Annotated in this window: 27 protein-coding genes and 1 tRNA gene; 5 read left to right on the forward strand and 23 right to left on the reverse strand. The window is 44.8% G+C overall.

Annotation, left to right across the window (positions count from 1 at the left end; translation table 11 throughout):
• Positions 1 to 54: 54 nt before the first annotated feature.
• Entirely contained in the window at positions 55 to 615 is a 561-nt protein-coding gene (locus ACSNJE_RS04330; protein ID WP_495252076.1) for a hypothetical protein, read from the reverse strand.
• 123 nt (positions 616 to 738) lie between these two features.
• Here ACSNJE_RS04330 and ACSNJE_RS04335 point away from each other — a divergent pair, with 123 nt between their 5' ends.
• A complete protein-coding gene (locus ACSNJE_RS04335; RefSeq protein WP_474660711.1) occupies positions 739 to 972 on the forward strand; it encodes a hypothetical protein in 234 nt (77 codons plus the stop codon).
• A 78-nt stretch (positions 973 to 1,050) separates the two neighbouring features.
• On the opposite strand, the gene ACSNJE_RS04340 is transcribed toward ACSNJE_RS04335, so the two are convergent.
• The 11 genes from ACSNJE_RS04340 to ACSNJE_RS04390 form a co-directional block, all read right to left on the reverse strand.
• Complete coding sequence (locus tag ACSNJE_RS04340; protein ID WP_474773314.1) at positions 1,051 to 2,730, reverse strand: ABC transporter ATP-binding protein; 1,680 nt, start codon at positions 2,728 to 2,730, stop codon at positions 1,051 to 1,053.
• Positions 2,723 to 3,568: an ABC transporter permease gene (locus ACSNJE_RS04345; protein ID WP_495252077.1), complete on the reverse strand. Its 846-nt coding sequence runs from the start codon at positions 3,566 to 3,568 to the stop codon at positions 2,723 to 2,725. Before ACSNJE_RS04345 ends, ACSNJE_RS04340 begins: the two co-directional genes overlap by 8 nt.
• The gene (locus ACSNJE_RS04350) at positions 3,558 to 4,529 is read right to left on the reverse strand and encodes an ABC transporter permease (protein ID WP_495252078.1); all 972 of its coding nucleotides are present in this window, start codon (positions 4,527 to 4,529) and stop codon (positions 3,558 to 3,560) included. The genes ACSNJE_RS04345 and ACSNJE_RS04350 overlap by 11 nt, the downstream gene beginning before the upstream one ends.
• A gap of 46 nt (positions 4,530 to 4,575) precedes the next feature.
• On the reverse strand, positions 4,576 to 6,189 hold the full coding sequence (locus ACSNJE_RS04355; RefSeq protein ID WP_495252079.1) for an ABC transporter substrate-binding protein: 1,614 nt from the start codon (positions 6,187 to 6,189) through the stop codon (positions 4,576 to 4,578).
• 20 nt (positions 6,190 to 6,209) lie between these two features.
• Positions 6,210 to 6,821 carry an FmdE family protein gene (locus ACSNJE_RS04360; RefSeq protein ID WP_495252080.1) on the reverse strand — a complete coding sequence of 204 codons (612 nt, stop codon included), beginning with the start codon at positions 6,819 to 6,821 and terminating at the stop codon, positions 6,210 to 6,212.
• Between the two features lie 619 nt (positions 6,822 to 7,440).
• Positions 7,441 to 7,635 (reverse strand): CooT family nickel-binding protein, encoded by a 195-nt coding sequence (locus ACSNJE_RS04365; RefSeq protein WP_013120111.1) that lies wholly within the window; start codon positions 7,633 to 7,635, stop codon positions 7,441 to 7,443.
• A 3-nt stretch (positions 7,636 to 7,638) separates the two neighbouring features.
• Positions 7,639 to 8,058, reverse strand: a complete 420-nt coding sequence (locus ACSNJE_RS04370; RefSeq protein ID WP_495252081.1) for a DUF3842 family protein — start codon at positions 8,056 to 8,058, stop codon at positions 7,639 to 7,641.
• Between the two features lie 22 nt (positions 8,059 to 8,080).
• On the reverse strand, positions 8,081 to 8,386 hold the full coding sequence (locus tag ACSNJE_RS04375) for a PDGLE domain-containing protein (protein ID WP_013120109.1): 306 nt from the start codon (positions 8,384 to 8,386) through the stop codon (positions 8,081 to 8,083).
• Positions 8,387 to 8,397: 11 nt separating this feature from the next.
• Entirely contained in the window at positions 8,398 to 9,036 is a 639-nt protein-coding gene (locus ACSNJE_RS04380) for an energy-coupling factor ABC transporter permease (RefSeq protein WP_013120108.1), read from the reverse strand.
• Positions 9,037 to 9,277: 241 nt separating this feature from the next.
• A complete protein-coding gene (locus ACSNJE_RS04385) occupies positions 9,278 to 9,730 on the reverse strand; it encodes a hypothetical protein (RefSeq protein ID WP_052216472.1) in 453 nt (150 codons plus the stop codon).
• Positions 9,731 to 9,844: 114 nt separating this feature from the next.
• Positions 9,845 to 10,327 (reverse strand): hypothetical protein, encoded by a 483-nt coding sequence (locus ACSNJE_RS04390; protein ID WP_052216471.1) that lies wholly within the window; start codon positions 10,325 to 10,327, stop codon positions 9,845 to 9,847.
• A 288-nt stretch (positions 10,328 to 10,615) separates the two neighbouring features.
• Between ACSNJE_RS04390 and ACSNJE_RS04395 the strand changes: the two genes are divergently transcribed.
• Positions 10,616 to 13,690, forward strand: a complete 3,075-nt coding sequence (locus ACSNJE_RS04395) for an FAD-binding protein (protein WP_495252082.1) — start codon at positions 10,616 to 10,618, stop codon at positions 13,688 to 13,690.
• A gap of 179 nt (positions 13,691 to 13,869) precedes the next feature.
• On the opposite strand, the gene ACSNJE_RS04400 is transcribed toward ACSNJE_RS04395, so the two are convergent.
• Positions 13,870 to 15,666: an ATP-binding protein gene (locus tag ACSNJE_RS04400; protein WP_013120104.1), complete on the reverse strand. Its 1,797-nt coding sequence runs from the start codon at positions 15,664 to 15,666 to the stop codon at positions 13,870 to 13,872.
• Position 15,667: 1 nt separating this feature from the next.
• Positions 15,668 to 16,360, reverse strand: coding sequence for a response regulator transcription factor (locus ACSNJE_RS04405; protein ID WP_013120103.1), 693 nt, complete (start codon positions 16,358 to 16,360; stop codon positions 15,668 to 15,670).
• 171 nt (positions 16,361 to 16,531) lie between these two features.
• Between ACSNJE_RS04405 and ACSNJE_RS04410 the strand changes: the two genes are divergently transcribed.
• Positions 16,532 to 16,963 carry a YckD family protein gene (locus tag ACSNJE_RS04410; RefSeq protein ID WP_495252083.1) on the forward strand — a complete coding sequence of 144 codons (432 nt, stop codon included), beginning with the start codon at positions 16,532 to 16,534 and terminating at the stop codon, positions 16,961 to 16,963.
• 113 nt (positions 16,964 to 17,076) lie between these two features.
• Here the strand turns inward: ACSNJE_RS04410 and ACSNJE_RS04415 are convergent, their stop codons facing one another.
• Positions 17,077 to 17,913, reverse strand: coding sequence for a hypothetical protein (locus ACSNJE_RS04415; RefSeq protein ID WP_495252084.1), 837 nt, complete (start codon positions 17,911 to 17,913; stop codon positions 17,077 to 17,079).
• A gap of 81 nt (positions 17,914 to 17,994) precedes the next feature.
• Positions 17,995 to 18,159 (reverse strand): Flp family type IVb pilin, encoded by a 165-nt coding sequence (locus ACSNJE_RS04420; protein ID WP_152908933.1) that lies wholly within the window; start codon positions 18,157 to 18,159, stop codon positions 17,995 to 17,997.
• A 215-nt stretch (positions 18,160 to 18,374) separates the two neighbouring features.
• Here ACSNJE_RS04420 and ACSNJE_RS04425 point away from each other — a divergent pair, with 215 nt between their 5' ends.
• Positions 18,375 to 19,388, forward strand: coding sequence for a LysM peptidoglycan-binding domain-containing protein (locus tag ACSNJE_RS04425; RefSeq protein WP_495252085.1), 1,014 nt, complete (start codon positions 18,375 to 18,377; stop codon positions 19,386 to 19,388).
• Positions 19,389 to 19,670: 282 nt separating this feature from the next.
• On the opposite strand, the gene ACSNJE_RS04430 is transcribed toward ACSNJE_RS04425, so the two are convergent.
• From ACSNJE_RS04430 to ACSNJE_RS04450, 5 genes are all read right to left on the reverse strand, one after another.
• Entirely contained in the window at positions 19,671 to 19,838 is a 168-nt protein-coding gene (locus ACSNJE_RS04430; protein WP_013120098.1) for a DUF2197 domain-containing protein, read from the reverse strand.
• Between the two features lie 68 nt (positions 19,839 to 19,906).
• The gene (locus ACSNJE_RS04435; RefSeq protein ID WP_052216465.1) at positions 19,907 to 20,197 is read right to left on the reverse strand and encodes a late competence development ComFB family protein; all 291 of its coding nucleotides are present in this window, start codon (positions 20,195 to 20,197) and stop codon (positions 19,907 to 19,909) included.
• Positions 20,198 to 20,265: 68 nt separating this feature from the next.
• Complete coding sequence (locus ACSNJE_RS04440) at positions 20,266 to 20,832, reverse strand: GDSL-type esterase/lipase family protein (RefSeq protein ID WP_474773333.1); 567 nt, start codon at positions 20,830 to 20,832, stop codon at positions 20,266 to 20,268.
• A 73-nt stretch (positions 20,833 to 20,905) separates the two neighbouring features.
• Complete coding sequence (locus ACSNJE_RS04445; RefSeq protein ID WP_474773334.1) at positions 20,906 to 21,907, reverse strand: potassium channel family protein; 1,002 nt, start codon at positions 21,905 to 21,907, stop codon at positions 20,906 to 20,908.
• 302 nt (positions 21,908 to 22,209) lie between these two features.
• A complete protein-coding gene (locus ACSNJE_RS04450; protein WP_495252086.1) occupies positions 22,210 to 23,043 on the reverse strand; it encodes a PHP domain-containing protein in 834 nt (277 codons plus the stop codon).
• Positions 23,044 to 23,126: 83 nt separating this feature from the next.
• On the opposite strand from ACSNJE_RS04450, the gene ACSNJE_RS04455 reads away from it, so the two are divergent.
• Positions 23,127 to 23,202: transfer RNA gene (locus ACSNJE_RS04455), tRNA-Trp, on the forward strand.
• 152 nt (positions 23,203 to 23,354) lie between these two features.
• On the opposite strand, the gene ACSNJE_RS04460 is transcribed toward ACSNJE_RS04455, so the two are convergent.
• On the reverse strand, positions 23,355 to 23,828 hold the full coding sequence (locus ACSNJE_RS04460; RefSeq protein WP_052216460.1) for a hypothetical protein: 474 nt from the start codon (positions 23,826 to 23,828) through the stop codon (positions 23,355 to 23,357).
• A gap of 81 nt (positions 23,829 to 23,909) precedes the next feature.
• Complete coding sequence (locus ACSNJE_RS04465) at positions 23,910 to 24,761, reverse strand: delta-lactam-biosynthetic de-N-acetylase (protein WP_013120092.1); 852 nt, start codon at positions 24,759 to 24,761, stop codon at positions 23,910 to 23,912.
• Positions 24,762 to 24,891 lie beyond the last annotated feature (130 nt).

Here is a 24,891-nt window from a genome sequence, read left to right on the forward strand (position 1 = left end):
TATGTTTACTTAAGTCCGACAAAAAATTCGGGTTTATAATGGTTTCTAATAAAGTTATCTTCGTACCTGCCAAACCATCATACCGATATTGGTTTCCACTTCTTCCTTCACTAAACCGTCAACAGACTCATTTGCAACAAATTCACGTAAGCTTTCCAGTACTGCAGGTGTAATGTCGGTGTAACCGGCTAACCACTCCCTTAGTTTCCCGGTCGTTTCCTCCACAGATTCTTCATTGACCCATTTGGCGTTAATAAACTTTAGTGAAGGAAAATATCCCATGGCATAGACCAGGTTAAAAGGAAAAATGATATCCATGGAGAGATCCGACCAGGCTTCCTGAAACAGTTTTGGCCATAACTTTTCCGGCAAGAAAGCAATATTGAAAACCCCTTCTTTTTCGGCGCTTTCTTTAAGTATCTCCAGCATATTGGATGCAGGAGCAAGGGCCCTGTTTTTGGCAAAACTGCCGGCCCGGTTATTCCACATTGTCACCGATCTTTGTAGGTCTTTGGCAGGTTGCTTTTGTTTTGAGCGGATATTCCCGGCCTGTTCCCAGGCTGCCGCCCAGAAATCAACCATTTTGTTTTTCTCAAATTCGTTTCCGTATGGCATAATTACCTCCTGTCACAGTTTCATTGCCGGAGCAGGCCGCCGGTAAATTTCCGGGTATAAGCCTGTTATTTTTGCAAAAGCTATAGTAAAAGTAAACTGAACCAATCTTAAGGAGGTTAAACTATGAGCTGCTCCAGTATCAAACACCGATTCGACCAGTTGAAAAATCAAGGCGGTCTAAATTTTGATGAAGCCGTAAATCTTTATAATGACCTTCAGGGTTCCCTTGATGCCCACAGGTTGGAACTGCAGGAACTGCAAAAAACCGGTGACCAGAACCGGATCAATCATTTGCAGGAGCATATCAAAGACGGCGAACAGATACTGTCGGAATTAAGAAATATGACCCTGCAGTAAGAAGAGGTTCTCCTCTTCTTTTTTCTTACTCTGGTCCTGCAAAACAAAAATACCTATGCGGTTGAACAATTCTCAACATTATACTGCAAAGCAAACCATTCCCTTAACATCCAATGAGGGAGCGGCTGCCAACAGGCTCCTGGTATACGGGTGTTTGGGCATAGAAGTGACACGGTGGGAAGGCCCTTCTTCCACGACCCTGCCCTCCCTGAGAACAATAATCCGGTCGCTCACCTTCCGGGCCAGGGCAATATCATGGGTAATAAACAGCAAACTTAGCCCCTTTTTTTCCTGGAGATTAAGGAGCAGTTTCAGTATCTTGGCCTGGACACTGGGATCCAGGGCCGAAGTTGGCTCATCGGCTATGAGTAATTTGGGAGCCAGTATCAATGCCCTGGCAATAGCCACCCGCTGAGCTTCGCCGCCGCTTAAGTGGTGCGGGTAGGTCAGCAGGAACTCCTCCGTAGCGGGTAACTCCACTTCTTCCAGCACGCGTTTTACCTTTTCCCTGCGCTCCATTCGGTCACCTACTTCATGTATCTCCAACGGTTCACTCACAGCTTCCAGGACCGTTTGCCGGTGACTTATGGATTCGGCGGGGTTCTGGTAAATCATCTGTACCTGCCGGTAAAAATCTTTACCGCGGCGCTCAACCGGCCGGCCGTTTAAAAAAATTAGCCCCTCTGACGGTTCACTGCTGCCTGTTATAATCCGGGCCAACGTCGTTTTTCCCGATCCGCTTTCGCCGACAAGGGCTACCGTTTCCCCCTCATACAGGGTAAGATTTATTTTTTCCACTGCGCGCAGACGGCCAAAAGACTTACCTACATTTTTTACTTCCAGCAGCGGAACTATTCCCCCCAAATGACAGGCCACCATACGCCCGCCGTTTTCTATTAACTCAGGGCATGTCTGACTGCATGCGGGCATACTCTGGGTGCACCGCGGCGCAAAGGGGCAACCCCTGTTCGGCCGTGAAAGCCGGCCGGGAATACCCTGCAAGTCCTTGGTAGTGGTCATATTCGGATAGGCGCGCAACAGTCCTCTGGTATACGGGTGTTTAGGGCTGGACAGGATTAGGCCCGTGGGACCCAGTTCCACTATTCTGCCCCCATATAAAACAGCAGTTTTTTGGGCCAGTGTGGCTGCCGTGGAAAAATCATGGGTAATCACCAGCATCGTGTGCTGCCGGCCAATTTGCTGCAACAGTTTAATAATCTCTGCCTTCGTAATAGGGTCCAGCGCGGAAGTGGGCTCATCCATGATCAGCAGTTCCGGGTCATTAGCCAGAGCCATGGCAATAAGCGCGCGTTGCTTCTGTCCACCGCTTAACTGGTGCGGGTAGAAGGAATGAAAATCAGGGGAAATCCCGACCCTTCTTAATAACTCCCCGGCTCTTATTTTTGCTTCCGGGCTGGTATACAAACCGTGTTCCACCATGGGCTCCATAACCTGATCAAGAATAGTGTACAAAGGGTTCAGGGCATTTTCCACGTTTTGAAAGACCATGGCAATCTGATTCCACCTGATTTCAGACATTTCCCTCTCAGTCAACCCCAGCAGGTTACGGCCCCGGTAAAGTATTTCACCGGTACATTCCCCATCGCCGAGACCGATAATGCTGCGGCCCAAAGTGGTTTTTCCTGTGCCTGATTCCCCTATCAGGGCAAGGCATTCACCCCTGGTCAGGGTCATGTTGATGTCTTTCAAAATCCTGGTCTGGCCAAAACTTACCGATAAATTTCTGATTTCAAGCATGCCTTCCCCTCCTCAACCTCGGGTCCATGGCTTCTTCCAGGGCATAACCGATAAATGTAAAAGCCATAACAGTCGCCGACAGGGATACACCTACCGGCATAAGCCACCACTGCCACACATCAAGATAAACGTATTTTAACGCATGATACAGCATTTTCCCCCAACTTACGGTTGTAGGGTCCGTTACCCCCAAGAAGGAAAGCCCGGCCTCCATAAAAACGGCCCGCCGCGCTCCCTGAACCAGGTTGGCCACAAGTATAGGGCCGAGGTCAGGAATAATATGGCGTCTTAATATATACAACGGCCCGGCTCCAAAAGTTCGGGCAGCCCGGACATGGGCTTTTTCTTTTAAAACCAGGGTCTGGGACCTGATAATCCTGGCGCCGCCGGGCCAGGTAAGCAATGATAGCAACAGTATCAGGCACCACAAGCTTGGCTGGATATAAGCGGCTATTATGATAACCACTAGCATTGGGGGAATTACCAGCAGGGCATCTACCACCCGCATTGCCACTTTTTCGTAAAACCCGCCCAGAAACCCCGCCGTCGCCCCGACAACACTACTTATGGCCGTAGAGAAAAAAGCTACGGTAACGGCTACCAGCAGGGAAGTTCGGGCGCCATATAACAGCCCCGCAAAAATGTCCTGCCCGACGTCATTGGTGCCCAGCCAGTGTTCCCTGGATGGAGGCCGGAAAGAAGCCGTTGTCTGTTCTGTAGGGTTAAAGGAAGAAAGTACAGGCGCAAAAACAGCGGCGCCGACTATCAGCGTCAATAAAATCAGACCAAGCCGGCCTAATTTGTTGGATTTAATCTCCTGCCAGTATTTAACGTGCATGTCTTAACCTCGGGTCAATCTTTTTATATAAAATATCAACAGAAAAATTGGCTGTTAAGACAAAAACTGTTACCACAAGGAAAACTCCCTGCAAAAGGGGATAATCCCTGGTTTGCAGTGCTTTTTGAATCAAGAGCCCCAACCCAGGGTAGGAAAAAACCGTTTCGATAAACAGAGCCCCGGTCAGCATCCTGCCGACCTGCATACCCGTATGGGTAATTACCGGCAGCAGGGAATTTCTTCCGGCATGCCGGTATCTTACCACCTGATCATTTAAGCCTTTGGCCCTGGCGGTAAGGATAAAAGCCTCACCAAGGGTGGTTACCATACTGTTTCGGGCCAGGAGATAAGAACCGGTCAAGTTTACCAGAGTCAGTGAAACGGCAGGCAATACAAGGTGTTTTAATACATCGACTACAAGAGTTATACCCGCATAACCGGCATAGGGAGTCATGGCCCCATTAAGGGGGAAAACTTCCCAAACCACCCCGAACAGAATCAAAAAAACCATCCCGAGAAAAAAATCGGGTAAACCGTCCAAAAACATGGTTCCGGCAAGCATGGCCCGGTCAATTTTTTGACCGCGCCGCCAGCCCGATTCTATCCCCAGCAGGGTACCGATAATTGTTGAAATGCTTATTGCGGTTCCTACCAAAAGGAATGTCCAGGGAAGCGCCCCCAAAATAACTTTGTTTACCGGAGCATTATAAAAATACGAATAGCCCAGATCACCTTTTAACAGCGACAACAAATATGTTCCAAATTGCCCCGCGAGGGGCCGGTCGAGGGAAAACCGCTCGACCAGCCGCGCCTTCAACTCCGGGGTCATCTGAATCATGGCCTCCTCTCCGTAAATAGCTGTTAAAGGGTCTCCCGGCATCAACCGGGGAAGAAGGAAATTTAACGACAGAATGATCAAAAAAGCAACCAAATAGTTGACCACATCTTTTAACTTAAACATTTTCCCCTCCGCGTTTTACTGGCCGACCGTTACCTGTACCCGGCGGCTACCGGCGCACAAAAGCCCATTTATTCAGGGGCAGGGGCACCCCAGCACCGATACCTTTCTTTGTGTTAAAAATTTTCATTTTCCCGTCATGGCCGTAGTACCAATCGGGATAATACAGGGTTAGACCAGGCATTTCCTCCGCATAAAGCTCCTGGATTTTTTCCACTTTTGCCCTGCGTTCGTCGGGATTCATCGTTGCCACCTGTTCCTTCAGCAGACCGGTTAAAACCTTGCTGCCGGTATATCTTATACTGGTAACCCCTTTGCCTATGGTCACCTTATTTAAAATCTCGGCGTCGCCCCCCAGTCCTCCGTGCCCGGACAGGGCCATATCAAATTTCCAGTCCTGCACCATGGAGTCAAGAGTTTTGGCTTCCAGACTTTTCAGATTAACCTTGATTCCCACTTTTTCCAACTGTTGCTTGATAAACTGCCCGTCTCTTTCATAATCCGGACTGATAAGAAGCTCGACAGTCAAATCCTGACCGTTTTTGACGAAATAACCGTTTTTCAGTTTATATCCAAGCCCGCTTAAAATCTCCTTGGCTTTTTCCGGGTTGTAATCATACCTTTGTACATTGGGGTTGTACCATTCCGAATCAGGGGAAAGGAGTCCCGGTTTACCCGCCAGGGCATACCCTCTCTTAGTTGTTTTGACCAACTGTTCACGGTCAATGGCATAAGCCAGAGCCTGCCGGAATTCCCTGGCCGAAAAAGGTTCCTTCTGATGGTTAAATAACAGTTTCAGGGCCCAATCGTATTGTGTCTTTATTACCGACAGCCCTTTATTGACTACCTCTTCTTTCAAGTCCGGCGGAATCTGGGCAAAATTAACCTCTCCTCTCTCCAAAGCAACTGCCGCCATTTCATTGCTGACTTTAACAAATTTAAGTTTTTCCACTCGCGGACTGCCCAAATAATAGTCCCGGTTGGCCTCGTACAGGTAAGTCCCCTGTTCTTTATTGTAATCGGCCAGTTTAAAAGGTCCGGTACCTATTACCGCCTCGGGCCCTTGAAACTCTTCAGGTTTTTCGACCTGTTTCCAGATATGCTCCGGCAATATAGGCAGCGTTCCGGCCACATTATTCAGGAAAGGGGCATATTTTTCTTTGAGGTACACCTTCACCTTGTAGTCGTCAATGATTTCAACCCTGGCTATCTTGGTGGTATCAACCCAGTTATAAGGGTGTTCCCTGGTATAATCAAAGGTGAAAGCAACATCCCTGGCGGTAAATTTCTGCCCATCATGCCACTTCGCCTTTTCATTAAGCTCAAAATAATAGGCATTTTCTCCTTCGATATATTCCCATTTTTTGGCCAGAGCCGGTATGAAACCCTTCTCGTCTTTCCATACAAGGGTATCAAAGATAAAACTCATCCTTACATACCCTGGACCCCGCTGGTAATGGCTGTAAGGAGTGGGATAGCCCCAGTCTCCGGTAGGGTCAGCTACAGTGTAGACAGGTATTTTGTCCTGTGAACTGACACTTTGCATGCCTTCCGTCTGCGCTTTTTCAGTTGATGCTGTTTTGCCGCAACCGGTAAAGATAATACTGCTAATCATGATAAAAGAAATCAGCAAAAACAGTTTTTTTCTCAATAACCTGCACATTGATACTTTGTGAACCTCCTTTACCAACCTCTGCTGTATTCTTCTCCCGCACATTCCAGGCATACCATCTTGCCGTCTTTGACCCGCACGCGGGGTTCCATGGCTCCTTCACCACACTCAGCACAAATGATTGTGTCAAATATGCGCGCTTTCTTGGGAAAGTCGAGTTTAACCTTCTCCACCTTGCAGAACTCCTCGGCAGATAGTTCCAGGATTTTTTGCGACCTCTCCACGTGCTTTTTCTTAAAACAGTCACATTCCTCATCAGTTGCTTCGCCTTTCATGACCAGGTCCATCAATTTCCGGTGCTCGGGGTCGCGTCCCATGACATCGGGTTTCACAGAAACCCGCACCGCCTCGCCGGTTTTCCTGTTGCCAAAGGTATAAACCTGTTTGCCATAATCCCGGTAGATCAGGTTCCCTTTGCCGATGGTGCAGCCCGTTAAAACCTGGATGGCATCAACGCCGCAGGCATCGTTTTCCACAATTGTTACCAATTCCTCATCGGCAGCCCTGGCAACACCAAGTTCGTTAAGAGCTATGACCGCCGCCTTAAAACCCAGCGCCAGTCCGGGGCAGATATGCCCGTGAAATTCCACACACTTTTCCCATGGGGTTAATTCTCTGCACATTTAAACCCGCTCCTTTCAACAATTGGTTTCTAAACGTTTTTTACTCCTTTATTCACATCCGGCTTAAATTTTTCATCCCAGGACACCGCAATATTATCGAAATACTCTTTTCCTTTTGTCAAAAAAGTCAGCTCCCTTCCGCCTTAAACATTCCCCCTTCAAAACAAAAGCCATGAAAACCTGCCCATTCCTTTCGGGCAAGACCTTCATGGCCTGAAATCCTGACTTTTGAAGCTGTCTTTTTGTAACCAGTCACTTTAAATATCACACGGTATCTTCTTGATACCTTATTCCTTTTATACCTATTCTATTTAATTCTACAAATTCCTTCTTGATTAAAAAAATATTTTAGAAATTTCTGAACCATTTCTTTTTGAATAAATGAAAAAAGATCCCCGGCAGGGAGAACTGCCAGCATCCTCCCTGCCAATCGAAAGGAGGTATAAAAAAACAATATATTATTAAGGAGGTTAATTCCGGTCCTGCCAAGGAAACCGGAAAATCTGTGACAAAAACAAAATGACCATAAAGTGCCTGTGCGGCTTCTTTTCCGCAAGACAACCTTCATGGCCATCCTTCCACATTCCTATAATTTTTTCACAGCAATTATCTTGCCATCTTACTGTTCGGTTTTCTCAATAATTATTTTGTGATCAACCAGAGCCATTTCCACAATCTTTCCCTTAATTATCTTCCGTTGACCGAAAATATTTTCCAGCAGCAGCTCATCCCCGTTGGGTATCACTTTGTCTACAGAAGATAAGAGCAATTCTTCATTATCCCTGGTTCTTATATATGCATTGGCTTCACACATTGGTCATACCTCCTTTTCAATGATTGACTGCAGTTGTTTGACCAAACAATCTGCCATATGGGGCAGGGGTTCGGTTTTTGCGCCGACAATTGTAATGCGCCCTCTGTTAATAGGAAGCAATACTTTAGCCGCACTGCTGTTGGCCACAGCGGCTGCCATAGCCGGGGTAAGTTCACCCATCATTGAATTGGCCGCCAGTATGGCCACAGTGCCGACTATAATATCTACTTTGCCCATGCTGTTAACGATGGCATTTTCACCTGTAGCGCCTTCGTCGGCGCCTGCCTTCAACATCAGCGCCGTTGCAGCCGAATTGGTACCGAAAGCCCATATTTCAACCTTATCGCCAAAGGCCTTGCGAATTTTTTCCACTAATACCCTGCCTATTCCCCCGCCTTGTCCGTCAATAACAGCAATTTTCATCCAGGGCCTCCCTACCCTTGTTTTATTCTATTTTCGAATTTTTTAACTTCCTTGTGGTTGCCAGTTTAGCTACCCCATACATTAAGCCAAAAGTCAAAATTGTACCGATAACGCCGGCAGCGCTGCCTGAAATCTTTTCATTTCTTATCCAGGGCACTGTGTAATCGGGCATCGGCGACTGAATAACTTCTTTCCCCTCAGCTTTATGCAAAAAACCTTTGTCTTCCGCCACTCTTTCCAGACCGTCGGGATGGGAAGAAGCAAAAGGTGAAAGAAAAGCAGCAACCGCCAGAGCAAACAACAAGGCAATAATTATTTTCTTAGACATAACTTTTCACCTCACACACTTTCAGTCTGGCTTACTATCTCAGCTTTAACCTGAGTCAGGTATCCCAAAACAACGGTAGTTATTATACCTTCTCCTATACCTATCAGCGCATGCCACCCGGCCATAGCCGGCAAGCCGACCTGCATGGGTATGGTTCCTGAAAGAGCCAGCAGGACAGTACACACCAGAGAAGCAACAAATGTCGAAGCCCACGAAGCCACAAAAGAAGCAATTAAAAACCTTGTTTTTGTCGGCGCGCCGCCGGCAATAATTCTGTAAAGGCCATATGCCACCCAGGGCGCTACAATACCCATCAGCAGAATATTGGCACCCAGTGCCGTCACTCCGCCGTCCAGGAAAAAGAAACATTGCACAATCAGAACTGCGCTCATTATCAGGGTAGCTGCCCAAGGTCCCAGAGTAATAGCCGCCAGCGCCGCCCCGATTAAATGGCCTGATGTTCCACCCGCAACAGGAAAATTGACCATCTGGGCAGCAAAGATAAACGCAGCCATAACACCCATTTTCGGTACCATCCGTTCATTTAAAGTTTCCTTGACTTTTTTTACCGAGTAGAGAAGACTGCCACCGCTTATAGCATAAGCGCTTAGCCATGTTTTGGTATCCAGAAACCCGTCTGGAATATGCATAATAACTACACCTCCGTTGATTAATAAATAAAAAAGCCACGAAAGTATCTAACCGGTTCATCCGGTAATGACCTTCATGGCCTCCTGTTCAGTATCAACAATGTCTGTTCTTCACCCATGCAAAATTGCCTTCCTGGCAATCATATCAATGCAACATGTGCTAAGAACTTTACCCTTTACGTATTTAATTCTACAACAAATAATCAAGTCCTGCAAGATATTTAAAAAATTTTTTGAAAACTTATTCAGTTTCCCGCACACTGTATTTAACGTAATTTTTTATAACAAAGGCAGTGGTCAGGCCAAAAGATATATGGATAAGCAGCATAAAAAGATTATCAATAAACTTGTCCTTGATGGGTAGGTTTAACAACCTGGCAATCATACCACATACTATAAACCATGCACCAATACCAAATAAAAATCCCTTCAGCAAGACAAAACGGTATTTCGTGATTTCCAACAAAAAAATAAATATCACTCCCAGGATGGAGCCACAAATCAAATGTATGATAAACCCTGTTACATTTCCCGTTACAGTGCCCAGTTCAACATCTGTTGAAACTATGGCAGAAGCAGCAAGTAACAGATTTGTCGATACACCTGGGATCAAATTCACCAGGTAATCCAGCCCGACCATTACCAGAGACCCGGCGAGTCCGGCAACTCCCCCTGCTATTAATCGATCCTCCATCCAATTCACCTTCCAACCAATATTTTTTGTAGAAAGGTGAAAGTTATTCAAACCGGGACAGATATTCGTCGCTTTATTTGCGAATTCCGTAAATTTCTCCTTAAACTTTGCGTATTAAATGCCCTGGCGGTCAGAACCACATATTTTTTTAATCGGGCAATTTTCCACGCCCAAAAGCCCGCATATTTTCGTAAGGATAATCCGTAAAACCGCCACATAAACAATGCCAGTCAAAAAGACGAAGTAGTAATACACTGCTGAAACATCGGTCACAGTGATCTTTGGCAAAAATATATGGCTGTACTCGGAGAGGTAAATTGCCGGGAAAAACACCTTCTTAAACAAGTCAAAAAACATGGTCAGAGCTGCGGCAAGGGCGCCGCCGGTGATGGATAAGCCGAAATAAACCAAAGAACCCCTGTTATGATACCACCTGTAAATATAATAGTGAACAATGGCTAAAACACCAACCAGAAAACCTATCGCCGGAATACCGAAACTGAACTCAGCGAGGTAAATCAACAGTGGAATAAAATAGAGCATAGTACCTAGCTCCAGAAGAAAAACAATAGCGCTGAATAACTTGGTCTGTTTCAATCAAACCCCTCCAAAGCAAATCTACTGTTATACTGATTAGTGACTTATTTTCGACATTTTTCATCTTATTCCTCTTCTCCTTAAAAACAGGACCAAATTTTTCTTAACAGTAATATTTTTGGTATTTATTTCTTTTTTACTTTATTTATCAAGTCAAGGGAATAAAATCTTCCTTTCTAAAAGTGTTGCATATTTTTTGTATTTGCATTATAATAGAAATACCCCAAGGGGGTAATGGTATATAAATTTTTATTGTTATATTTGATCATACTTAAGGAGGTCTTTCTCATGAAAAGCAGGCTGGAAAAAATTTTTCCCGGAAGAGTATCTTTCGATCTTGTAGAAAGGACGCTCTATTCCCACGACGTGGCTAACCTACCCGCAGCAGTCGAAAAAATGGTCCTGAAAACTGCCGATGCCGTTGTACAACCTGTTTCAACTGAAGAAATTGTGGAGTTGGTTCGCTACGCCCGGGAAAAGAAGATTCCTTTAGTTCCCCGCGGCGCTGCTACCAGCGGCTACGGCGGAGTTATCCCGATTAAGGGCGGTATTGTTGTGGCCTTCACCAGGATGAATAAGGTTCTTGGTATAAATAAGGAAAAGAAAACCGTTACTGTGCAACCTGGCGTAATCTGGGAAAAACTTGAGCAAGAGCTGCAAAAAGAAGGCCTTTCCCTCAGGCTCTATCCTTCCAGCGCCCCCGGCGCCACTGTTGGTGGCTGGCTTGCGCAGGGCGGCTCCGGTATAGGCAGCTTCGAGTACGGATTTATCGGTGATAACATTGTCGAAGCCAAAGTGGTCATCCCTTCCGGCGAGGTAAAAACATTTAAAGGCGAGGAAATTGTGCTAATTAACCAGGCCGAGGGCATCACCGGATTTATCGTCGAAGTTACTCTCCCTGTCCGTGACTTGTCGGAAGAAAAACTTATTCTCGCCGCCTTCGATGATTTCCGCCGGTTAGTGGCAACCATTAAAGAAATTACGGCGGCTTCCCTCCCTGTGTGGCATATCAGCTTTACCACAGCCGATTTCATTAAGAATAAAGTCGATGCGGTGGAAACTGCCTCCCAATATAACATTGAAGGCGTTCATGCAGAAAACAACAGGGAAATTACTCACCCACCACACGGCAAACACCTGCTTATGGTCGTCTACCCTGGTTCCCGAGAAAGCATGGTAGCTGACAAGCTTGTTTCCATTCTTAACAGTTCAGGCGGAGAAATACTGCCGGATAAGGTAGCCCAACATGAATGGTCTGAGCGCTTCTATACCATGCGCGTGAAAAACCTGGGCCCGTCCCTGATACCGAGTGAGGCTATCATTCCTTTAGATACCATCGCCGATGTGGTGGAGGAAGCGGGTAAAAAACTTGAAGGCATTTCCATCGAAGGTAGTCTGGTAAAAAAAGACAGCGTTACCCTGTTAGCCTTCCTGACCGGTGATGAAAGGACCGCCGCTTACAACATCGGTTTTGCGAAATCTCTTGTTATGATGGAGATTGCCAAGGCTCACGGAGGTCGCACTTACTCCACCGGTTTATACTTTACCGATGAAGCGGAAGAAGCCCTGGGTAAAGATGTATTCGAAAAAATGTCAGCATATAAAAAAGCCGTTGACCCTGATAATATCTTTAACCCCGGTAAGGTTCTTTCCTCCACAGGCAACCCCGTTCTTCTGAGGACTGCCATGAAAGCAGCCAGGGCCACCGAACCGTTATTGAACATTGCGGAAAAGTTTTTAAGCGATAAACCCAAAGTAAAAAAACGTTTAGCCGAAGTTATGGCGCGCGCTTCCTTTGCCTGCGCCCAGTGTGGGTACTGTGTGGATACCTGTACCTTGAACATGGGCTTTGGCTGGGAAAGCTCAACACCACGGGGCAAGTGGTATATCCTGAGAGAATATCTGAAAGGAAACCTACAGTTGGACCAAAAAACAGTGGATATGTTCCTTATGTGTACTACCTGTAAACGCTGCAACCCTGTTTGTCAGGTTAACCTGCCCATTATGGAACTTTGGGATGCCTTCAGGCCTATGCTGGTTAACGACATGGGCTTCTCCACCTATAACGGTTTTGAAATGATGGCTGCCAGCGTGGAAAGTGACCTGAACATCTGGGCCGGCCGGAGAAATGAAAGGGATGCGTGGATACCGAAAGATATCGAAATCAAGGATAAGGCTGAAATAGCTTACTGGGCCGGTTGCACCGCCTCCCTGGTTACCACAAATACGGCGGTAGGCGCTGCCAGAATCCTTAAAGAAGCCGGCGTGGAATTTACCACTCTGGGCAAAGACGAGGGCTGCTGCGGAACGCCAATGCTGGTGGCTGGTAAACTGGACACCTTTGAGTTTATCTTCAGAAATAACATTGAAGGATTGCTCAAACGCGGGGTCAAAGAAATTGTTATTTCCTGCCCCGGCTGTTATATGGCCTTTGCCCACCAGTATCCCATTTGGGCGAAAAAGCTCGGTTACCCCTATGAATTTAAACTAAAACACATCTCTGAAAAAACGGAAGAACTGATTAAAGAGGGTAAACTGAAATTTAAAAAGCCGGTCAATAAACGGCTGACCTGGCACGATTCCTGTCATATCGGACGCCATAGCGGCATCTATGACGCTCCACGGAATGTGTTGAAATCAATTCCCGGCGTTGAATTCGTTGAAATGGAGCATCACCGTGAAGATGCTTTGTGCTGCGGCAGTGTGTTGACTAGGATTGCCGCGCCGCCAGTAGCAGATAAGCTTGGCGATATGCGGGTACAGGAAGCTGTTGATGTAAAAGCTAATGCCATGATAGCTACCTGTCCGTGCTGTGAAGTACAACTGCGTGCTTCCGCAAAACATGCCGGCAAAGACATGCCGATTCTTGATTTCACCGACTTCATCCTGGAGGCTTTGGGATACGAATACCAGGACAGTTCAGAATACACCCTGTACATGTGGAGCGTCTTCGAAAAAGCCCTGGAAATAATGACCGTCGATGGCATAGTGGATATGATGGCCGATATGATGCCGGAAATCATGGCGGCAATGCCTTCTTCCATGCAACCGATGATGAAGGGTATGGAATCCCTGCCCGGCCCCGTACAAGGCCCGGCCCTGGCCATGATGGAAAAAATGATTCCTACCCTGATGCCCATGCTACTGCCGCAAATGATGCCAAAACTTATGCCAAAAGTGCTTGAATTGATGAAACAGTATATTCCGCATATGCCGGTTCAGATGGAAGAAAAGCTCCCGACTATGCTGCCTAAGGTAATGGAGAAAATAATGCCGGCTATGCTGCCGCAGGTAGCTCCCAAACTGGCGCCGAAGATGACCGAGTATATGAAAAACGCAAAAACAATGAAGAAAGCTATGTAATATAGCGAATTAAAAAAAGGAGGGCATATTACTTCCGCCCAAGGACGAAATCCCCTCCGGCAACCGCTCCCACTATTTGGACCGCGGGCCGGAGGACAATTTTAGTCCTGCTCCGGAATAATACGCCCTCCTGCCTTTCTGATTGCTTTTTAATTTGACTGGCGCTGTATTAATACAAATCATGATTCAGCCAGGGGAAACACTATTTTAAACGTGGTCCCCCTGCCCAATTCACTTTCTACCTCGATAGTCCCGTGATGCAGTTCCACAATCTGCCTGGCTATGGCTAAGCCCAAGCCCGTGCCGGCCCCTGTCCGCGTACGTGATTTATCCACTTTATAGAACCGCTCCCAGATGAAAGGGATATCTTCCTTGGGTATCCCCTTGCCTGTATCGGTGATGGCTATTTCTACACCTTTGAGGCCCACATCGCCTACGGAAACGAAAATCTTTCCACCCGCGTCGGTATAACGCACAGCATTATCCAGAAGAATTATCAATAATTGAACAAGCCGGTCCTCATTACCCATGATATAGGGGATATTCTGCGGAATATCCAGCTCCACGGCAATGCCTTTGATATTAATCTGCGGCTCCAGTTTTTCAACGGTGCTCCTAATAACTGCTCCTACATCAAGAGGTTCCAGTTCAAGGGATATTTTCCCCGATTGCAGGCGGCTTAAATCCAGTAAATCGTGAATTAACCTCTCCAGCCGCTGGGTCTCTTCCCTTATTATATTATGATACTTTTGGCGGATTTCCGGATCTTCAACAGTACCGTCCGACAACGCTTCGTTGTAGCCCCGGATGGCAGTTAACGGAGTTCTTAATTCATGGGAAACATCACTGACAAAGTCCTTACGCATCTGTTCAAGTTTCTCGGCTTCACTGATATCCTGCAGAACGCAAACGGTGCCGGAAATATTTTCCCGACTGTCCTTGATAGGAGAAGCCAGGGCCAGGACAGTAATATTCTCTTTTTTTAAGGTGGCCGATTTACCGATTCCCTCTTCCAATACCTTTTGAATAATTTCGGCGACCCCACCGGAACAACATTCCTTTATATTCCGGCCAATGGGGTCCTCGGCAAACTGCATCAGTTTTCTGGCCATGGTGTTGACACGTACCACAGTTCCCGTCCTGTCTGTGGCAATAACACCTTCCCCCAATGACATGATGAGGGATTCTATTTTGCTTTTTTCCTGGTGTAGGGCATCTATGGTTTCGGAAAGCTTGTCACCCATGTAGTTGAAAGATGCAGCCAGTTCCCCCACTTCATCACTGGACTGCACTTTGACGCGCGTCTGGTAGTCGCCCTTGGCCATGGCCAGGGCAGCAGCCGTTATTTGATGTAAAGGATTGGAAATGGCCTTGGACAGATAAACGGCCAGTAACCCGGCCAATATAACGGCTACCAGTGTCGCGATAATAAGAAAAGTATAGACCTTTTGCAAAGTGACTGTAACTCCCGTTACCGGGGCATGTAAAAAAACAGCCCCGATAACCTCATGCCTGCCGGCCGCACGGTCAACAATAGGCACAGCTACAGATACCATGGGCTCGGTGAAATGTGGGGACTCCCCGACCTGTTTTACCGTTTCACCGTTAAGTACCCGGTTTGTTTCCTCGGGTGGAAGTTGAAAACCCTGCCGCATCATCATCCGGCCCCGACCACACTGGCTTCCCCGGGAAACCATGCGGATAAGTCCGTTCTTGTCAACCACCCATACACGGGCGTCAACAAATCGTTCCAGGCTGTTGATTATATACCTGGTTGTATCCTCATCCAGTTCTCCTTTCAGGTATTGGGCGGTAATACTGCTGATTTCCTGTCCCTTGGTAGTCAGTTCGTCCTCCTTCATATTCAGGAAATAGTTTTTCATCAACTGCGACAAAAACACGCCCAATACGGCAATACTTATTAATATTACCACCAGGTGAGTAACCATCAGTTTTTTAAATAAAGTCTTGCTCACTTTAACTCACCTCAAATTTATACCCCACGCCCCAAACGGTCTTAATATCAAAAGATGTGCTTTCTTCAGCGGAACCAATTTTTTTTCTGATTCTTTTTATGTGAGTATCTACTGTCCTGCTGTCACCAAAATAGTCATAGCCCCACACTTTTTCCAACAGTTGCTCCCTTGTATACACCCGGCCGGGATTGCTGGCCAGCAACCATAGTAACTCAAGTTCCTTAGGGGTAAAAGGAATCTCCCGGCCTTGGAGTTTGACGGTAAAATCCATAATGTTTATTTCCAGGCCGTTATATTTCAGTACCTGCTGTTTTCCGGAATCTGTGGAAATATCGCTTACCCTGCGCAAAACAGCCTTGATTCTTGCTACCACTTCCCTTGGGTTAAAGGGCTTCGTTATATAATCATCGGCTCCCATTTCCAGACCAAGGATTTTATCCATATCTTCGTCCTTGGCCGTCAGCATAATAATTGGTACTCTGGAATGCATCCTTATTTGCCGGCATACTTCCAGCCCATCTATTTCCGGCATCATCAAATCTAATACAATCAGATCAGGTTTTGTGCTGTTGGCTTTATCCACGGCCTCCCTGCCATTCTCAGCAAAAAATACCTCGTATCCTTCCTTTTGCAGGTATATCTTTAACAGCTCAATGACGTTCGGGTCGTCATCAGCAACGAGTATTTTGCTCATACCTACACCTCCAAAAGTTTGTCTGATTAAATTATATCAGATTCAACCGGGAAAAATAAAAAAACTTCATTTGTTCACAATAAGTTCACATTTGTGTCCTAGATTTGTCAAATTAAAGAGTTATACTCAAATCAGAAATAAAACTTGAGCCCATGAAAGGTGGTGACAAAGATGACAGCCAGAAAAATGCTTATCGCTGTTGCAGCCGTACTCTTAGTAGCTATGATAGTTCCGGTGGCATTTGCCGACACCACGCCTGCTCCCGCCACCTCCACTTACCCGGGAGCCCTGACCAAAGAGCAGGTCGAGCAGGTTAAACCGATCCTGGATAAGATGCTGGAATTGAGGAAAGAGTTGCTGCAAAAATACGTAGATATGGGCAAAATCACCAAAGAAGACGCTGACGCCCGCATTCAATGGATGGAACAAAACCATAACGCCCGTATTGAAAGCGGTTATGTACCTGGCCTTGGCATGGGCAGAGGCAGAGGTGCTAGAGGTTTCGGCGGAGGTGGCTGTGGAGGCTACGGCTGCGGCGGAGCCGGATGTGGTTACTATGGCAATCCTCCATCTGCTCCGGCGCCCACTACCAACCAGCTTTAATTGCTCATAGTTTACTTGCCAGAACAGGATTTGCACAAAAAAAGAACGAGGTTATCCCTCGTTCTTTTTCGTTATAGCACTGCAGTGGTGAAACAATCGTTGTTCCGCAGCGGTCAAAATTGTTGTTCCCCATTTGGCGAGTATTCACAAACCACTGTAAAGGTGTAGTTGTTTTTGGCAGCCTTGGTCAAAGCAGCAGCATAATCCTGGAACTCATAAACAGCATTATAGAAACGGTTGGCCATTATTTTATCTTTCAGGCGTAAATCATCCAGTTCCATTTTGGCCACATCGTAAAATAAAGAGAAAAAAGAAGCCAGCATAACCAGAGACCGGTCTCCCAATGTTCCCGAAAAAAAGGCATATTGAAATATATCATCGGTCGATAAATTATTTTTGCAAAAAATCCATTTACCGCCCCAGGAATATTCTATTCCTTCGGATAGCTCAAAATAGACAGGGTATCTCTGCCCGCTGCCTACCGGTTCCGTATAACATTTACGCATTTGTTTTATCTGCTGAGTATTAATAACTTTGCAAGCTAATTCTTTGATAAAATAACCAGCGGCGTCCTCCCAGTGGTTTTCGATAACCAACCGAACTGTATGGTATAAAACATACTCCACTTCTTTTTCAACAGGAAATTGAATTTCCCCACAGCATCCGCATTCGCGCTGGAAAATATTGACTGGGCACTTGTTGCAGAAATTTTTGTACTTAAGCAGGGGAAGTATGTACTCGCGCATGCCGGCAACGGTAATGGATTCTGTTTTGATTACTCCATCCTCTAAATGGTCAACAATAAAACGTTTTGTTTCACTTACAGGCATAAAGGTACTCTGGTCAACTACATCTAGAATTGATTTAATTTTTCTTAATTTAAAGATTTCTTTCAAAGGGATTTCCTCTTTTAACCTGCATGGCCTGTCAATAACATACTGAATTGACATTTAAGCTGCCCCCAAATAAAATCTGCTTTCATTAACATTAAAAATAAGCCGGGTTCCAAAGGAATCCGGCTCATAAAGGTTTTACTGGTTAATTTGGGCGGAAGCATTACTGAACAGATTGGAAATGCGAAAACCGAAAGACAATAAAACTGCTGCAACTGTAACAACTATAAGGCTTAATACCAGGGCATATTCGGTCAAACTTTGTCCGTTTTCCTCAACAAGAAACCGGGTAACCGTTAACATAATCACTGCCCCCCTGACAATTTCATCTGTTTTATATTTCTACAAATTGTCTTTTTATCCTTCTTTATAACAAAGCATATTAATCATATTCACTGTTTGCTTATTAATTAAATAGTGCTCTTTGCATCTATTTAGCAGGAAAAAAAAGCACTTGCTCGAACAAGTTATTTAAGATTGGAAAACTTTTTCACTTTATTGACAATGAGGTGGAACCGATGGATATACGAATAGAGTTGTCCCCCAAGGTGAAGACTTTTCTCCAAACTCCCCCTAAAGACAAAACGATTGTTCAGGGAGGAATTTTAATCGGTAATATTTCTGTGCAGGATGCGTATGTTACAGTTTGTGCTGAAGATTTCATCGCAGCAAAAATAACCCATGATTTTGTTGAGGAAGTGAAATTCTCGGCCAACTTATGGAAAGATATGTACCAACAAAAAAGCACCGATTTCCCCGCCAAAAAAATAATAGGTTGGTACCTATTCTCAACAAAGGAAACACCTTCTGATAAAGAAAAAGAAATTCATCGGCGTTTCTTTACCGATCCTAACCAGGTCTTCCTAATTTCTACGCCACAGCAAAGCATCAATGCTTTCCGGTATGAAAACGCCGGCTTTCTTAAATGCCCCGTCGCTGAAACCTTTGACAATCATATTAATGCCGTCGATGACCTTGCATATACAATTGAAAACAAACCAATCCCACAAGACAGGCCGGGTAGGATTCCACTTGCCCTGAAAAAGATTTTAGCCTTTACCGCTATTTTTACCATCTGCTTGCTCAGCGTCATGTACCGGGACTTAACAAAGCCAGTAAGAGAAGATAATGTTGTTCAGGATGAAAGGCCCCGGATAACCGCCAGTAACACAGATGAAACCAGGAAAGCAGGTCAATCAGGGTCCCGGAAATCTTTGCTGGTAGCAGACAACAGCTCCACACTAACCCATAAAAAAGCTTCCGAGGCATCTTCTGAAAAACCAGGGACCACTTCATCGTCTACTCACGAAATACCTTCTGAGTCTGCCGTTCCACCTGATTCCATTGCAGGTAAACCCTTTACCCCGGAGGGCGGCGCCACATATGTTGTACAAAAAGGCGATTCCCTGTGGTCCATCAGCGAAAAGTACTATGGTACCGGCTTTAGTTTTTATAAAATCATGCGGGAAAATAAAATAATCAACCCAAATACCCTGCATGTAGGTCAGGTATTAATTATTCCAAAAGAGTAAAAAGCTGCAACTTATTGTTTTTGCCATTTTTAATTTCTTAAATCACATGCACAAAAAAAAGCTTCGCTCTATAGCGAAGCGTTGGATATTTAAAATTAAAAATTAAGCTTTTTTGTATTCGCTCTCCCTATTAACAAAACAGCCAAAAGTGAGAAAAAAGTAACAATGACACCAAAAACCAATCCGCTAAGTGTACTGGTAAACAACCTTCTCCCCCCTTTTAGACGAACTGTTATTTTTGAATATTTCGTCAATTTACCATACAGAAGAATTCGCAAAGGCTTACATTGGCTTATTGGGTTTTTGGCCTTCTTTGGCTTCATGATAGGTACGAGCCATGCAGAGGGTACAGATATATACAGCTTTCGGATTTTTGGATAACTTATTATATTCAACATGATCTTTGCCGATGCTTTCTTTTTTACCGCACATCATACACCTTACTTCCACCCTGACCCCTCCCTCAAATAAAATCGCTCTCTTATATTATTTTATGTAGGCCTATCCTATTTCTGTTCTTACTTATCAGCAACTTCGTTTGCAGCATGGTGTGGTTGTCGGGAAACCTGCATGATGGCTTTCGTAATTTCTGTAACCACTTTTGTTCTTGTATCCAGGTAAGAGGCCAGCAGTTTGGAAAAGACTTCGCCCCTGTCGGTAACATAATACTGCGGCGGCAGATTGTTCAAAGCCTTGGCCATAATATCTAACTGGCAAGTTTCGCACTTGCAGATATCATCCCTGTCGGCCAGGATTTCTTTAAGTACCTGTTCCACCACAGTTTCCGTATAGTTATTTAATTTTTTCATCCCAACAACACCATCCAGCATCGTATTTTTTATATATATTTCAGCAACAAACGTAAAAAATCCTTCTTTTAGGGTGTAATTTCTCCATTACTCGACCGTAAGGCCTTTTTCAGAAAATCAACGGCCAATTTTCCCATGGCACGGTAACCGTCTGCGCTGGGATGAACCTCATCCAGGTAATACTCGGTCCGGCACCTATTATTTTTATCAAGCATAACAGGGCTAAAATCCAGGTAACTCAACCCTTTCTGCAAGGCGAAACCAGTAAGAAAACTCCTGTAGGGCGCCAGTCTTTTTTCCAGATATGAATCAGCAGAAGGAATGGGTAGGCCAATCAGCGTGGTAATGCTTGCTCCCTCAAGCATTTCTACGATTTTAGCAACATTTTGTGCATATGCGGTAACGTCCAAGCCCAGGTCGGCGTCATTAGTTCCTATCATTATAAAAGTATAGCGGGGGTTTTCCAGTATGACATCTTTTTGCACCCGGCGCAACAGATCAAACGAAGTATCGCCATTTTCGCCGGCATTGACAGTTTCCAGACCGCTATGTTCACCCGTGTATTTAACCCAGGAAGCGTCTGGGCCATAAGGAAATCCGTATGTAATGCTGTCGCCAAAGCAAACCAGTTTCATTTTCAACCACTCGTTTGAAAAAGTTTTTTGTCGATGTTTTTTGTCCATGTTGTTGTTAAATAAGATAATCTTCTCAGCGCGGCGAAGCCATTGCTTCCAATTCCGCCAACTGGCTTCTGGTACCCAAAACTATTAATAAGTCTCCCCCCATGATAACATCGTCGGCTGATGGATTGTTGATAATGTCTTCACCGCGCTTGATGGCAACCACCATAGCGCCGGTCTTTTGTTTAATACCCGATTCCTTCAGGCATTTGCCCGCAAGAGGCGAGTTATTGCCAAGTACGATTTCTTCTATCTCTATCTCAAATCCCTGGTGAATTAAGGTTTCTACAAAATCCACGCTCACCGGTTTTAACATGGAAATTGCCATTCTCCGGCCGCCTATAACCGACGGCGATATAACTTTATCGGCCCCGGCTCTGATTAGCTTGTTTTGAGATTCCACATGATTCGCCCTGGCTACAACCTTAATGTGCGGATTTAATTCTTTACTGGTCAATGACACAAAAACATTATCTGCATCACCGGGCAGAGCCGTGATTAATCCCCTGGCTTTTTTGATCCCGACTTTTTCCAATACCTCGTCTTCCGCAGCATCTCCTTCTATAGCCAAAATGCCCTCTGCCGTTAACTTGGCAATAATTTCCGGGTTCTTGTCAATTACCACAAAGGGGACATCTTCCTTAACCAACCGACTGACAACGTGCTGTCCTACCCGCCCGGCCCCGCAAACGATTATATGGTTTTCCAGAGAACTAATCTTTTTTAGCATTTTTGTTCGCCCCACTATGTTTTTTAATTGTCCTTCCAGTATAATACCTACCACACTGCCAAAAACATAAGCAACTAAACTAACTCCCAGTGTTATAATCATCAATGTCAAGATTTTACCGGAAACAGTATGTGGTACCAAATTTCCGAAACCCACCGTACTGGTGGTCAGGGTTGCTATCGTGACAGCAATAGCATCAAGTATATTGTACCCTTCAAGGTACATAAACCCGATGGTACCTGTAATAATAATTAAAAGAATAGTACTCAGGGCAAAAACAATCTTTTTTATCGGATTCAAAAACGCCACCTCTTTGAAAAAGGTATTCTCCCCACACAGTCCTATTTCCTTCAGATTTTACCAATTTCGACTTTTTTAATGTAACTTACTTCAATAACTTCTATTCAGCAAAAAAAATATGCCTTAAGACGGGCTTAAGGCAAACACCTTAATAATTTAAGGTGAAGGCGGGCTAAAATAGACGATGCACTTAAAAGATTTCTACATAATGATATAAATTCCTGCAACAGAAACAAAATTCTCGTACTTTTTTGTATTCTATATACCTTTTTCAACCAAAATATACCTTTTTTAACAAACACTTAAAAAAGCTTCTTACTTTCTTTTAATGATGCTACTACCGCATCGGGTATTTCTGTCTCGCCCAAAACCACCGGAGTAATGGTACCATGGTAATCGCTTCCGCCTGTCATCAGCAGACCATGGTCTAAAGCCATTTTCTCATATTTGGCTATATAGTTATTCTTGTTGGGCCCAAAATAATTATAATACACTTCCAGACCCGATATGCCCATTTTAATGAGATCCAATACCAGATTATCGTCTCCTATTAACCCCGGATGAGCCAGGATAGGAATTCCCCTTGCTGATTTAATTAAATCTACCGCCTCGGCAGAAGGGAAATTATAACAACTGTAGGCTTTTCCTTCCTGGTTAAAATATAATCCCAATATCCTAGCGGCATCTTCCCTGGTTTTAATGTAGCCCTTTAGTTTTAAAACCTGCATGATATGCCCTTTTGATATAGGCCCGCCAAAACAACTAAGTCTTTCTACTTCATCCCATTTTATGTCAAAACCACAACGGCGAATTTTTTCCACCATGGCCATGGCACACCGGTTTTTATCCATTCGCAGTTCGGTTAAGCGTTTTTGAAAATTAATATCGTTTACATCAATAAAATATCCCAAAATATGGATTTCTTTGTTTTTATGCCAGGTCTGCAGCTCAAGGGCAGGTATAATTTCCAGTCCTTTACCCTCTGCCATATCCTTCACTGCAGTATATCCGGCCGTATTTTCATGGTCGGCAAAAGCAATTGTTCTTAGACCTGCTTGCACCGCCAGGTCAATAACCTCCGCAGGGCTGATATTTCCGTCAGAAGCGCTGGTATGAATGTGTAAATCAACAGCCATCAGTTTTCTCCCCAAGATTTGTCAGTGTTTTTCTATTGACGAATGCCATCTTTTTGGTTATACTATTTAATGCAACAAGATACAGGGGAGTAGCTCAATTGGTAGAGTAGCGGTCTCCAAAACCGTTGGTTGCGGGTTCGAGTCCTGTCTCCCCTGCCATAAAAAACATGCACTGCAAATTATTGCAGTGTTTTTTTATTTTTCGATACTTCATTATACCATTAATGCATACCCATGAAAATCCGTTTGTCCAAAAAACTGTTATTTTAACTCCCAAGCAAAACAGGGCGCTTTTTAGGCGCCCTATAGCATTATCGTATTAAATCTTGCACAATAACCCAACGACCGTCGGGTTCCTGGTTTACCACTATGTCATGGCGCCGGTTGGCCCATGCATCTTCTTTCGCAAAATCGGTGCCTTTTACTCTGCCCGGATCTATATAATCCCATGACACCACCGCAGTTTCGTATACTTCCGCCCTGGCCTGTTTACCGCTGATCTTTAAGTTTTCTATTCTTATGGAATAGGAATATTTTAAATCCTTGACATTATCCCACTGTCCCTTTGGCGACCAATCCAACAACCCTTTACTCTGCTGCAGCGCTTCCGGACTGAAATATTTTGTCAAAGGCTGTTTATCCTGATATTTAAAAACAGCTTCCGCCCGGGCCTTAAAAGCATCGTTGATAACCTGCTCAACATCTTTGGCAGTCTGGCTGCTTCCACATCCGATTAAAAACACGAAGCAGAAAAATATTGTAAGAATCAATGTTTTTCTCAACATAAGCCTCTCCCCTGTAATAAAGCAAACCTAATTATTTTAAATTATTATACTATAGATAAGGGGACTAGCATAGACAGACCATTATTTATCTATTTCATAAATAGGAACAATTTTAAAACCCTTAGCCCTGGTCTGTAAAATAATTTGTTCCAGCCCCTGGACAACCTCTTCGGAGTTGCCATGGAGGAGAACTACTGCTCCATTGTGCAGATAGTTTACCACTCCCTCAACAGCTTTATGGGCGCCTCCCATCGGCATCCAGTCGCGCATAGCGATACTCCAGAAAGCAGTGGTATACCCTAGTTCCTGAGTTACCCTGAGACTTTTTTCACTGTATTCCCCCATCGGCGGTCGCATGTATTTATATTTTGGCAGGCTACCTGTTACTTCTTTGGCCACATTCTCCCAGCCGCGAATCTCGGCTTTTATTTTTTCTTCACTGAGGGTAGGTAGGCTTTTGTGGGAACAGGTATGATTGCCTAATAAATGGCCGTCGGCCACCATTCTTTTAGCCAACTCCCGATTTGATCTCAGCCAGTGAGCAGTAACAAAGAAACTGGCTTTAACATTATGTTTTTTCAGAGTATCCAGCATAGCAGGAGTTAATCCTTCTTTTTCGTAACCCATGTCGAAAGTCAGAGTAACCTGTTTTTTGCCGGTATTGCCGACAAAAAGGGCACCGTATTTTTTAATCAACTGTTTTTGGCGAACAGTTATTTCCGGTGTTTTACCGTCCCGGGATTTTACAAACCCCCAACCCTCGGGCACCCTTTGGGTAGGTGAAACCGGTTCAGGTTTCCGTTGTACCGAATTTGGCAGGGAAAAACGGTTTTCATTAATAAACTCCTTTTGGTCAAACCAGCGAACATTTAACCCCAAAATAAATCCAAAAGCCAGAACCCCAATAATCAGGACCAAATTTTTTTTCTGCATCTTATTTCCCCCTATTATCATTGCCGTGTAAATTGTTTAACTGCTAGGTCTATTGACTATTCTGTTCAATTTTAGGGGGATTTAACGCAGGAAAATTAAGTTTATTGATAATTTTTCTGCGTAAAATATG

The organism is Thermincola sp. GK-1 (assembly GCF_059412445.1).